Here is an 11,929-nt window from a genome sequence, read left to right as displayed (position 1 = left end):
AAACCACATGATCCGCACGCTGCCCGCCGCCGCCCTGATGGCCGGCCTGTCCACCATGGCCTCCGCGCAGCAGGCCTCGGATGTCGTCGCCACCGTCAACGGCACCGAGATCACGCTGGGCGAGATGATCATCACCCGCAGCCAGCTGCCGCAGCAATACCAGCAATTGCCGCCCGAGACGCTGTTTCAGGGCATTCTCGACCAGCTGATCCAGCAGCAGGTGCTGGCCGACACGCTCGACGAGACCCCCGCGCGCGTCGAATACGCGCTCGAGAACCAGCGCCGGTCGCTGATGGCGGGCGAGGCGATCAACATGATGATGGGCGAGGCCGTCTCCGACGAGGAGCTGCAGGCCGCCTATGACGAAGCCTTCGCCGACGCCGAACCGGTGCAGGAATACAACGCCAGCCACATCCTCGTGGAGACCGAGGAAGAGGCCAAGGCCGTGATGGAGCGGCTCGAGGCGGGCGAGGACTTCGCAGAGGTGGCCAAGGAGGTCTCGACCGATCCCGGCTCGGGCGCCAATGGCGGCAGCCTCGGCTGGTTCGCCGACGGCATGATGGTCGCGCCGTTCCAGACCGCCGTGGCGGAGCTGGAAAAGGGCGAGATGACCGAAGCGCCGGTCGAGACGCAGTTCGGCTTCCACGTGATCCGGCTCGACGACACCCGCACGCAGGAGGCGCCCGCGCTCGAGGATGTGCGCGAGGATCTCGCCAGCCAGATCCAGCAAGGCAAGATCGAGACCCGCCTGACCGAGCTCGAGGGCGAGGCCGACGTCGCCCGGCCCGAGGACGGCGCCTTCGACCCGGCGCTGCTCACCGATCTCGACCTGCTCGAAGAGGGCAACTGATCATGGCCGGTCCGGTCTCGCCTCTGGCGCCCGCCGCCTTTCCCGCCCTGCCCGAGATCGCGGGGGTGCGCTTTGCCTCCCTCGCGGCCGGGGTGCGCTATGCGAACCGGACCGACGTGATGCTCGCGGAGCTGGCCGCGGGCTCGGCGGTGGCGGGGGTGTTCACGCGCTCCTCCACCCGCTCGGCCCCGGTCCGCGACTGCGAGGCCAAGATCGGCGCGGGCACGTCCCGCGCCGCCTTTCTGGTGAATTCGGGCAATTCCAACGCCTTTACCGGCGCGGCGGGCGAACGCTCGGTGGCCGAGATCTGCGCCGCCGTGGCGCGGGCCACCGGCATCGACGAGGGCCGCGTCTTCACCTCCTCGACCGGCGTGATCGGCGAGCCGCTGCCGCATGAGCGGATCGTGGCGAAGCTCGACGCGCTGAACGCCGCCCTCGACCCATCGGGCCTTGAAGGCGCCGCGCGCGCCATCATGACCACCGACACCTTTCCCAAGGGCGCGGCCGAGACGGTCACGATCGACGGGCGCGAGGTGAAGATCGCCGGCATCGCCAAGGGTTCGGGCATGATCGCGCCCGACATGGCGACGATGCTGGTCTACATCTTTACCGACGCGCGACACGACCAGCCCCGCCTGCAGGGCCTGCTGCGCGAGATCACCGACCGGACCTTCAACTGCATCACCGTCGACAGCGACACCTCGACCTCGGACACGCTGCTGATGGCCGCGACCGGGGCCTCGGGCGTGGACGCCACCGGCAACGACGATTTCGCCGCCGGGCTGGAGCGGGTCATGCTCGACCTCGCGCATCAGGTGGTGCGCGACGGCGAGGGCGCGACCAAGTTCGTGGAGATCCGCGTGACCGGCGCGGCCTCCGAGACCGACGCTCGCAAGGTCGCCATGGCCACCGCCAATTCGCCGCTGGTGAAGACCGCCATCGCCGGTGAGGACCCGAACTGGGGCCGCGTCGTGATGGCCGTGGGCAAATCCGGCGCCGAGGCCGACCGCGACCGGTTGTCGATCCGCTTCGGCGACATCCTCGTGGCCGAAAACGGCTGGGTCAGCCCGTCCTACAGCGAAGAAAAGGCCGCCGCCTACATGAAGGGCCAGGAGATCGTCATCGCCGTCGATCTGGGGCTCGGCGCGGGCGAGGCCGTGGCCTGGACCTGCGATCTCACGCATCGCTACATCGACATCAACGCCGATTACCGCTCGTGAAGACGGTTCTCGTGTCCGCGGTGGCGCTGATCGACGCCGATGGCCGGGTGCTGCTCGCGCAGCGCCCGGAGGGCAAATCCATGGCCGGGCTCTGGGAGTTTCCGGGCGGCAAGGTCGAGCCGGGCGAGACGCCGGAGGCCGCGCTCATTCGCGAGCTGCACGAGGAGCTTGGGATCGACACGCAGGAAAGCTGTCTCGCGCCGCTGAGCTTTGCCAGCCACAGCTATGACGGCTTTCACCTGCTGATGCCGCTCTTTGCCTGCCGCCGCTGGCAGGGCGTGGCGCATGGGCGGGAGAATCAGGCGCTCGAATGGGTGCGGCCGAACCGGCTGCGCGATTACCCCATGCCCGCCGCGGACCTGCCGCTGATTCCCGTCATCCGCGACTGGCTGTAAATCATGACGCGAAACCTTACGTCATTTCGGTGCTGAAGCGCCGCAATTTTGCTCAAATATATGTCAAGTCAGTGTTTCATTCAGACAAAAGCGATAGGTAGTGGCCCAGTGAACCATCACTGGAGTCCATCATGTTGCAAACGATCCTGATCGGAAGCTGCATCTCGGTGCAGGGCCTGTTGGTGAAAAAGCTGGCCAATGGCCGGATGCAGGTTCGCGTCGGCAAGCGCCTCTACGAAGGCCGCCCCGCCAATGCGAGCCCGAAAGCCGCCTGACACCCCTTTCGCGTTCCAAGGTTTCACGAGTATTCAGACGCGAGAGGGACGGCCCCGGGCCGTCCCTTTTTTCATGCGCGCGGGCCCTAGCGGTGCGGCAGCCCGAGATTTCCGGCGCTCACCGCTTGGGACAGGCCGGACAGATAGGCCGCGACCTCGCGCCGGCTGCGCAGGCGGTGGCGGTCCTTTTCCGGCGGCACCCGTTCATAGAACCACGAAAGCTTCGAGCGCATCGTGCGGCGCGTGCGCCAGATGAACCGCAAGAAGGCCGGGTCGAACCGTTCCGGGCATCCGGGCGGCAGCTCGGGGCGGCTGCGTCCCCAGTGACGCAAACTCCGCCAGGCCACCCGCCCCAGCCGCAAGCCCGTCGGCAGGTCCAGCCAGATCACCGTGTCGGCCCGGGCCAGCCGTTCGCCCCATGTCGTCGAATGCCCGCCCTCGAAGATCCATTCGGGCCGGGCGTGGATCTCGGCGCAAAGCCGGTCCTTCTCGCTTCGCGACCGCTCCACCCAGCCAGGCGCCCAGTGGATGGCGTCGATATGCGCCACCGGCAGATGCGTGATCTCGCCCATTCGCCGCGCCAGCCACGATTTGCCGGCGCCCGGCTGCCCGATGATCATCACCCGTTTCATCGCTCCTGCGTCGCGGCCCCGGGCGCGTCTGTCAACGCCGCAAACGCGAAGGGGCGGCCCGAAGGCCGCCCCTTTTGTCCTGTGCGGTGACCGGATCAGAGCGAGCGCTCGACCGATTCCCGCTCGAAGATCTCGATGACGTCGCCGGGGCGGACATCTTCGTAGTTCTCGAAGGCCATGCCGCATTCCTGGCCCGACTGCACCTCGGACACCTCGTCCTTGAAGCGCTTGAGCGTCTTCAGCGTGCCTTCGTGGATCACCACGTTCTCGCGCAAGAGGCGGACACCGGCGGAGCGGCGCGCCACGCCTTCGGTGACGAGGCAGCCCGCGACCTTGCCGACATTGGAGACCTTGAAGACCTCCTTGATGTTGGCATAGCCGATGAACTTCTCGCGGATCTCGTTCGACAGAAGACCCGAGGCCGCCTGCTTCACGTCGTCCACGAGGTCGTAGATCACGCTGTAATAGCGGATCTCGACGCCCTTCTGGTTCGCGGCCTGACGCGCGGGCGCGTTGGCCCGGACGTTGAAGCCGAAGACCGGCGCACCCGACGCCTCGGCAAGGCCGATGTCGCTTTCGGTGATGGCACCCACGCCCGAATGCAGCACCCGGACCCGGACCTCGTCATTGCCGATCTTCTCCATCGCCTGAACGATGGCCTCTGCCGAACCCTGCACGTCGGATTTGACCAGGATCGGCAGCTCGGAGACGTTCTTGTCGTCCTTGGCCTTGGCCATGAGCTGCTCAAGGGTCGTCGCGGCACCGGCGGCGGCGCGCTTTTCCTTGGCGGCGTTGGCGCGGTACTCGGCGATCTCGCGGGCCTGTGCCTCGGTCTCGACGACGTTGAGCACGTCGCCCGCCTCGGGCGTGCCGTTGAGACCCAGCACCTCGACGGGCACCGACGGGCCGGCTTCCTCGACGCGGTCGCCCTTGTCGTCGACCAGCGCGCGGACCTTACCCCACTGCTCGCCCACGACGAAGATGTCGCCGCGCTTGAGCGTGCCGTTCTGCACGAGGACGGTCGCGACCGGGCCACGGCCCACGTCGAGCTGCGCCTCGATCACCGCGCCCTGCGCCGGACGGTTCGGGTTCGCCTTCAGTTCGAGGATCTCGGACTGCAACGCGATCGCTTCGAGCAGCTGGTCGAGACCCTTGCCCGAGATCGCCGACACCTCGACGTCCTGCACGTCGCCGGACATCTTCTCGACGATGACCTCGTGCTGGAGCAGGTCGGTGCGGACCTTGTCGGGGTTGGCGTCGTACTTGTCGATCTTGTTGATCGCCACGATCATCGGCACCTTCGCCGCCTTGGCGTGGTTCAGCGCCTCGATGGTCTGCGGCATCACCGCGTCATCGGCCGCGACCACCAGCACCACGATGTCCGTCACCTGCGCGCCGCGGGCGCGCATCGAGGTGAAGGCCGCGTGGCCGGGCGTGTCGAGGAAGGTCAGCCGCGTGCCGCTCTCGGTATCGACCTGGTAGGCGCCGATATGCTGGGTGATGCCACCGGCCTCGCCCGAGACGACCTTGGTCTTGCGGATCGCGTCGAGCAGCGAGGTCTTGCCGTGGTCGACGTGCCCCATGACCGTGATGATCGGCGCGCGATCCTTCAGGTCCTCGGGCTTGTCGGCGGTCTGCTCGATCACCTGTTCGACATCGGCGTCCGAGACGCGGACGACGCGGTGGCCGAAATCCTCGATGATCAGCTCGGCGGTGTCGGCGTCGATCGACTGGTTCTGGGTCGCCATGATGCCGTTCTGCATCAGCGACTTCACCACGTCGGCCACGCGTTCGGCCATGCGGTTCGCCAGCTCGCCCACGGTGATCACCTCGGGCAGCTGCACGTCGCGCGTCACCTTCTCGCGCTGGACGGGGCCGCCCATCGCCTTCTGGCGCGCCCGCTCCTGCTTGCGCTTCATCTGCGCCATGGAGCGCTGGCGTCCGCCTTCGCCCGACAGCGCCTGGTTCAGCGTCAGCTTGCCGGAGCGGCGGTTGTCGCCACCGCCCTTGCCGGCGGGCTTGGCCTTCTTGTCGGCGCGGTCGCGGTCGCCGGCCTTGCGCGGGCCGGAACCGGGGCGCGGGCCGCCTGCCGGGGCTTCGCCGGGCACGGCGGGGGCCGCCGCGGCGGGCTGCTGCGGGCTGGGCTGGGACGCCTTGCGCGCGGCCTCGGCGGCCTCGCGCTTCTTGCGCTCCTCTTCCTCGGCCTTGGCCTTCAGCGCCTCTTCGCGCTCGCGGTCCTCGCGTTCCTTGGCCTCGATCTCGGCGCGGCGGCGCTCACGCTCCTCGGCGCGGGCGGCCTCTTCGGCGGCGCGCTTCTCGGCCTCTTCGGATTCGCGGGCGCGGGCCAGGGCAAGCGCGCGCATCCGGCGCTCGAGCTCGGCCTCGCTGATTCCCGCCGGACGCTTGGAGGGGTCGCCCCGCACCGCGCCGGTCGCAGCCGTGCCTTGGGCCGCGCCGCCCGGCTTGGGCACCACGACGCGCTTGCGTTTGGTCTCGACCACGACGTTCTTGGTCCGGCCATGACTGAAGCTCTGCTTGACGTTCCCCGGACGGGACCCGCGCAGACCAAGAGGTTTCTTGCCGTCGGTATCGCTCATCAGATTTACATATCCTTCCCGGAGGCCGTATCGCCGCCGTTGCTCTCTCGTAGACCGCGTAGTTTCGCGGCCTCCTCTACAACACGGTCGCTGAGTCCGCCAGCAGCGAGCGCGCCGTGTATCACACTTTGCCGGCCAAAAGCCAAACCCAATTCGTCGGAGGTCAGGCAGCCGTAATATCGCGCCCCCGTGGGGGTCCACAGCTTGGTCTTGCCGCGCTCGGAGCCGTCGGAGGCCTGCAGCAGCACGCGGACGTGATCGCCGGCAAGCGCCGACTTCACCTTTTCGAAGCCCGCGATCGCGAGCCCCGCCTTGCGCGCCAGCGCGATCAGGTCGACGACGCGGCGCGCCTGCTGGCGCTCCACCTCGGCGGCCAGACCGTCGGGCACCGTGACCTGCGCCTTGGCGGCGCGGGCGAACTGCCCGCGCTTGGCCGTCTCGATGACGGATTTTTCCGCCGTCACGTAGAGGCCCCGTCCCGGCAGCTTGCCGAGCACGTCCGGCACCACCTGGCCGTCGGGGGCGATCACGAAGCGGATCAGCCCGGATTTCGGCTGCACGTCACCCGTGACGATGCATTTCCGCTCCGGCCCGTCGGCCCGCTCCGCCTTCATTCCACCACGACCCATGCGTGCTTCAGACCTCTTCTTCTTCGTTCTGCGCGGCCTCGGCGGCCGCGGCCTCCTCGGCGGCCAGCTCGTCGGGATCGACCCAGCCGAGCGCCACGCGCGCGGTCATCACCAGCTCCTGCGCCTCTTCGAGGCTGACCTCGAAGGGCTCGAGCACGCCGTCATCCTTCACGCGCTCGCCGCCTTCGGTGGTCCAGCCGCCGGCCAGCTCCCAGTCGGCGCAGGTGGCGAAATCCTCGAGCGTCTTCACGCCGTCCTTGGCCAGCGCCTCGACCATCTGCGGGCTGAGACCCGGGAAGCCGATCAGGCTGTCCTCGGCGCCCAGCTCGCGGGCCCGCTCCAGCGCGGCCTTGTTCTGGGCGTCGATGTAATCGCGGGCGCGCGCCTGAAGCTCCGCGGCGGTGTCGCTGTCGACGCCGTCGATCACCAGAAGCTCGTCCTGATCGACATATGCGACCTCATCGAGATTTGTGAACCCCTCGGAGACGAGAAGTTGCGCAAAGAACTCGTCGAGATCGAGCGTGTCCATGAACAGCTTGGTGCGGGTCTCGAACTCGGCCTGGCGGCGCTTGCTCTCCTGTTCCTCGGTCATGATGTCGATGTCGAGACCGGTCAACTGGCTGGCAAGACGCACGTTCTGGCCGCGACGGCCGATGGCGAGCGACAGCTGCTCCTCGGGCACCACGACCTCGATCCGCTCGGCATCCTCGTCGAACACCACCTTGGAGACCTCGGCCGGCTGCAGCGCGTTGACGAGGAAGGTCGGCATGTCCTCGTTCCACGGGATGATGTCGATCTTCTCGCCCTGAAGCTCGCCGACGACGGCCTGCACGCGGGAGCCGCGCATGCCGACGCAGGCGCCGACCGGGTCGATCGAGCCGTCATGGCTGATCACCGCGATCTTGGCGCGCGAACCGGGGTCGCGGGCCACCGACTTGATCTCGATGATGCCCTCGTAGATCTCGGGCACTTCCATCTTGAACAGCTCGGCCATGAATTCGGGCGCGGTGCGCGACAGGAAGATCTGCGGGCCCCGCACCTCGCGGCGCACGTCCTTGACGTAGCAGCGGATCCGGTCGCCGGGGCGGTAGGCCTCGCGGCCGATCTTCTCGTTGCGGCGCAGCACGGCTTCGCCCGCGCCGGGCAGCTCGACGACGATGTTGCCGTATTCCTCGCGCTTGACGGTGGCGTTGATGATCGTGCCGGCGCGGTCCTTGAACTCTTCGTACTGGCGGTCGCGCTCGGCCTCGCGGACCTTTTGCAGGATCACCTGCTTGGCCGATTGCGCGGCGATGCGCCCCAGCTCGACGGGCGGCACCTCTTCCGAGAATTCCTGCCCGACCTGCGGGTCGTCCATGTACTGCCTGGCCTGCTCGACGGTGAACTCGGCCTGGTAATTCTCCAGCTCGTCATCGGCGACCACGGTGCGCACGCGGGTAAAGCGGGCGCGGCCGGTCTTGCGGTCGATGCTGACCCGGATGTCCATCTCGGCGCCGTAGCGCGACTTGGCGGCCCGCGCGAGGCTCTCTTCCATCGCCTCGACCACGAGCGCGGGGTCGATCATCTTCTCGCGCGCCACCGCCTCGGCGGTCTGCAGAAGCTCCAGCTGGTTTGCGGACGTGATGGCCATCAGTCGTTCTCCTCATCACCATCAATGATGGTTTCAACATCGTCGAATTGGGTCTCGTCGATCTGCCCCGCATCCTTGCGCGAGCGCAGCACGTCGCGGATCAGCTCGTCGGTCAGCACCAGCTTGGCGTCCGAGAGCCACTCGAACTTCAGCCCGATCGTGCCTTCCTCGATCTCGATCAGCACCTCGCCATCCTCGACGCCCGCGAGCTCGCCCTTGAAGCGGCGGCGGCCGTCGATCAGCTCCTCGGTCTCGATCTTGGCCTCGAAGCCCTTCCACCGCTCGAAATCCTTGAGCCGGGTCAGGGGCCGGTCGATGCCGGGCGAGGAGACCTCGAGCGTGTAGGCGTCGAGAATCGGATCCTCCACGTCGAGCACCGCCGAGACGGCGGTGGAGATCTCGCCGCAGTCGTCGACCTCGATCGTGCCGTCGGGCTTCTGCGCCATGATCTGCAGCGTCGAGGTCTTGCCCGACATCAGCCGCACGCGCACCAGCTCGAACCCCATGTCAGCGATGACGGGTTCGATGATCTCCTGGACGCGGCGGTCGATCGCGGCCTTGGCGATGAGGTCGGACATGAGGTCCTCCAAGCACAAAAAAACGGGCCAGCGGCCCGTCGATCTTTCCCGGTGGGCGCCGGTTGTGGAGGCCGGCGCGCCGCTGTTCTGAGGGGGATATAGAGGGCGCGCCCCGAGTCTGCAAGGGTGCTGTGTCCAGACGTGCCCCCGGCCCGGTGTCAGCGGGTTTCGGGCTCGGGCTGCGTCACGAAGATGATCACCGCCAGAAGGCTGATATAGAAGCGGAAGGCGGGCTGCTGGCCGTTCCAGATCTCGGACTGCCACATCAGGAACCACTCCGCCCCGATCGCCATGAAGCCGACGAACCAGACCATGAAGCCAGTCGTCGCGCCCAGCACGGCCCAGCTTTTCGCGGCGGCGAAGTCCGGCGCGGGCGCGTGCCGCGCGGCGAACATCGCGACCGCCCCCCCGGCGAGCAGCAGGGCGGTCAGCCCTTCGCCCGCGATGATCAGCCAGTAGCCCGCGTGCCACATCCATTCGGTGGTGATCGCACGCCCCATCAGCGCGTTGCCCTCGAAGGTCGTGTCCATCGACAGCACGTGCTGCACGAAGGCGAAGTTCGAGCCGTAATCGACGATGTTGTTGAGCGTGACGAGGAAGGCGAAGACGGCGAGACCGAGAAGCATCGCGATCTTGCAAAGGCGGACGAGCATGGCGGACCTTTCGAGGGCTGGGCATCGCGGCGCGATGCCTCAGGTTGTGTTCGCCGACAGATAGGCCGCGACGGCGCGCGCCTGTCCATGCGCGAAAATCCTATCTTCTCTGAGTGTCACTCATCCGCCTCCGGCAACGCCAACACGCCCCACGCGAATCCAAAGGCCCACCGGGCCGTCAGCATCGGCGCATGCCCGAACGAAAAGCGGCCCGCCCCCGATCGGGGAGCGGGCCGCTTTCGTGGCGACGGATCGCGCGGATCAGCTATTGGCGCCGATGAACCACGCATCCTTGTCGACGGTGCGGCTGACTTCGGTGAACAGGTCGGCGGTGTCCTCGTCACCGGCGTCGCCCGCCTCCTCCATCGCCTTGCGGATCTCGCCGCCGACGAACATGTAGCGCGACTTCAGCTCCTCGACATGCTGCTTGATGTCGGTGATCTCGACCGGGTAGGCGTCCATCTGCGCCTTCTCGGCCGCCACCTCGACGGTGCCGCGGGCAAAGCCGCCCAGGATCACCGCGCGCTCGGCCATCAGGTCGGCGCCCTCGCGCAGCCGGTCGGCCGCGTCGTCCAGAAGCTCGTGCACGCCGATGAAGCCCGGCCCCTTGAGGTTCCAATGCGCCTGCTTCACCGCCAGCGTCAGGGCGAGCATGTTGGCGAGGTTCTTGTTGAGCAGGTCGACCATCTGGGTGCGGACGTCCTGGTTCAGCTCTCCTGCGAAATTCTCGGGCATGGGTATCCTCTCTCGTGCGAGATTGCGTTCGTTGCCTTGCCAACGCCCGCGCCGAAATGCGGTTCCTGCGCGCTCTGGTCGCAACGAAAAGGCGCGCCGCCCGAGGGGCGGCGCGCCGTCATGGATACACGCGGGGGGGTGGGCCGTCAGGCCATCCACCAGCGTTCGCAGATCCGGTTGCTGTCGAGATCGAACACGTTGCCGACCACCTCCGGGTGGCCGAGCTTGGTGTTATAGCCGTCGACGAAGTTGGCATACATCGGGATCGCCGTCGCACCCTCCTTGGAGCACAGCGCCTGCATCTCGTGATACATGTCGCGGCGCTTGTCGCTGTCGAGCTCGGCGCGCGCGTCCTTCAAAAGCGTCTGGAACCGCTGGTTCTCCCAATGCGTGTCGTTCCACGCCGCACCCGTCTCGTAGCCCAGCGTGAACATCCAGTCCTCGGTGACACGGCCCGACCAATAGGAGGCGCACCACGGCTTCTTGATCCAGACATTGGACCAGTAGCCATCCGCCGGCTCCTGCACGACGTTGATGTCGATGCCGCACTCCTTGGCGCTGGCCTGATACAAAAGCCCCGCGTCGATCGCGCCAGAGAACGCCGCCTCGGACACCGACAGGTCGATGCTGAGCCCGTCGAGACCGGCCTCCTTCAAAAGCGCCTTGGACTTCTCGGGGTCGTAGGCATTCTGCTCCAGATCGGCATGGTAATACTGGTTCGCCGGGCCGATCGGGTGGTCATTGGCGACCGCGCCGTGGCCGAGCAGGATCTTCTCGACCAGCTCCTCGCGCCGCACCGCGTGCTTGAGCGCCTGGCGCACCTTGAGATTGTCCATGGGGCTCAGGTCGGTGAGCATCGGGAAGGTGTAGTGCTGGTTGCCCGTCACCTCGTTGAGCGCAAGGTTCGGGTTGGCTTTCAGCAGCGGCTCGACCTGGAACTCGACATTGTTCACCGCGTCGACCTGCCCGGTCATCAGCGCCGTCATCCGCGCCGAGCCGTCATTGATCGCGATCACCTCGACCTGGTCGAACCAGCCGGCCTTGCCGTCCTTGTAATGCCCGTCGACGCGGGACAGGAGCGTGCGCACGCCGGGATCGAAGCTTTCGACCTTGTAGAGCCCGGTGCCGATGCCCTGCGCGATCGCCTCTTCGACGTTCTCATGCGGGTACATCAGCAGGTGATAGTCCGACATCAGGAACGGGAAGTCGGCATTGCCCGCCTCCAGCACGAACTGCACCTGATGCTCGCCGAGCTTTTTCATCTCGGTGATCGGCGCGACGATCGGACGGGCGGCGGATTTCGCGTCCTCGTCGAGATGCAGCTTGAGCGAGGCGATCACGTCATCGGCGGTGAAGGGCGCGCCGTTATGGAAGGTCACGCCCTGCCGCAGATCGAAGGTCCATGTCTTCGCGTCCGGCGTCGATTCCCAACCGGTCGCCAGCTCGCCCACCAGCTCGCCATTGGCGGCGATCTCGGTCAGGCAGTCGAACACCGCGCCATAGGCGGTGGTGATCATGTAGGTGTCGGAATGGGTGCGCCCGTCCCAGCTATCGGAGGTGTTGGCGCCTGCGAGGCCGAGGCGCAGCGTGCCCCCGCGCGACTGGGCGCGCAGCGGCAGGCCGGTGACGGACAAAAGGCCCGCGGCGGCCCCGCTTCGGAGCAGTCCGCGGCGGCTGATCTGTGGCAGCATGGTGGTCTCCCTCTTGGTTCCCTGCCCCTCTGCGGGGGCCGATT

Annotated in this window: 12 protein-coding genes; 4 read left to right on the top strand and 8 right to left on the bottom strand. The window is 67.3% G+C overall.

The genetic code is table 11. The annotated features are described in order from the left end of the window. Positions 1-7: 7 nt before the first annotated feature. From LOKHON_RS03750 to LOKHON_RS16290, 4 genes are all read left to right on the top strand, one after another. Positions 8-850: a peptidylprolyl isomerase gene (locus LOKHON_RS03750; RefSeq protein WP_017927737.1), complete on the top strand. Its 843-nt coding sequence runs from the start codon at positions 8-10 to the stop codon at positions 848-850. Between the two features lie 2 nt (positions 851-852). Beyond that, a complete protein-coding gene (gene argJ / locus LOKHON_RS03745) occupies positions 853-2,070 on the top strand; it encodes a bifunctional glutamate N-acetyltransferase/amino-acid acetyltransferase ArgJ (protein ID WP_017927738.1) in 1,218 nt (405 codons plus the stop codon). Beyond that, positions 2,067-2,465 (top strand): (deoxy)nucleoside triphosphate pyrophosphohydrolase, encoded by a 399-nt coding sequence (locus LOKHON_RS03740; protein ID WP_026147386.1) that lies wholly within the window; start codon positions 2,067-2,069, stop codon positions 2,463-2,465. The genes argJ and LOKHON_RS03740 overlap by 4 nt, the downstream gene beginning before the upstream one ends. 131 nt (positions 2,466-2,596) lie before the next feature. Continuing rightward, complete coding sequence (locus LOKHON_RS16290) at positions 2,597-2,740, top strand: hypothetical protein (RefSeq protein WP_017927740.1); 144 nt, start codon at positions 2,597-2,599, stop codon at positions 2,738-2,740. A gap of 86 nt (positions 2,741-2,826) precedes the next feature. On the opposite strand, the gene LOKHON_RS03730 is transcribed toward LOKHON_RS16290, so the two are convergent. The 8 genes from LOKHON_RS03730 to LOKHON_RS03695 all read right to left on the bottom strand — a co-directional run bounded on the left by LOKHON_RS03730 (position 2,827) and on the right by LOKHON_RS03695 (position 11,885). Next, positions 2,827-3,372, bottom strand: coding sequence for a P-loop NTPase family protein (locus LOKHON_RS03730; protein WP_017927741.1), 546 nt, complete (start codon positions 3,370-3,372; stop codon positions 2,827-2,829). 95 nt (positions 3,373-3,467) lie between these two features. Beyond that, entirely contained in the window at positions 3,468-5,969 is a 2,502-nt protein-coding gene (infB, locus tag LOKHON_RS03725; RefSeq protein WP_017927742.1) for a translation initiation factor IF-2, read from the bottom strand. Between the two features lie 5 nt (positions 5,970-5,974). Next, the gene (locus LOKHON_RS03720; protein WP_026147387.1) at positions 5,975-6,598 is read right to left on the bottom strand and encodes an RNA-binding protein; all 624 of its coding nucleotides are present in this window, start codon (positions 6,596-6,598) and stop codon (positions 5,975-5,977) included. Between the two features lie 7 nt (positions 6,599-6,605). Then, entirely contained in the window at positions 6,606-8,228 is a 1,623-nt protein-coding gene (gene nusA, locus LOKHON_RS03715) for a transcription termination factor NusA (RefSeq protein WP_017927744.1), read from the bottom strand. Beyond that, a complete protein-coding gene (gene rimP, locus LOKHON_RS03710) occupies positions 8,228-8,806 on the bottom strand; it encodes a ribosome maturation factor RimP (RefSeq protein ID WP_017927745.1) in 579 nt (192 codons plus the stop codon). Before rimP ends, nusA begins: the two co-directional genes overlap by 1 nt. 158 nt (positions 8,807-8,964) lie before the next feature. Beyond that, positions 8,965-9,459, bottom strand: a complete 495-nt coding sequence (locus LOKHON_RS03705) for a DUF2165 family protein (RefSeq protein WP_017927746.1) — start codon at positions 9,457-9,459, stop codon at positions 8,965-8,967. Between the two features lie 261 nt (positions 9,460-9,720). Further along, a complete protein-coding gene (gene dps, locus LOKHON_RS03700; protein ID WP_017927747.1) occupies positions 9,721-10,194 on the bottom strand; it encodes a DNA starvation/stationary phase protection protein Dps in 474 nt (157 codons plus the stop codon). A gap of 146 nt (positions 10,195-10,340) precedes the next feature. Then, positions 10,341-11,885: an ABC transporter substrate-binding protein gene (locus LOKHON_RS03695; RefSeq protein ID WP_017927748.1), complete on the bottom strand. Its 1,545-nt coding sequence runs from the start codon at positions 11,883-11,885 to the stop codon at positions 10,341-10,343. Between the last annotated feature and the right edge of the window lie 44 nt (positions 11,886-11,929).

This window comes from Limimaricola hongkongensis DSM 17492 (assembly GCF_000600975.2).
In the GTDB taxonomy this organism is placed as follows: Bacteria; Pseudomonadota; Alphaproteobacteria; order Rhodobacterales; family Rhodobacteraceae; genus Limimaricola; species Limimaricola hongkongensis.
This window is presented reverse-complemented; position numbering and strand designations above follow the sequence as displayed.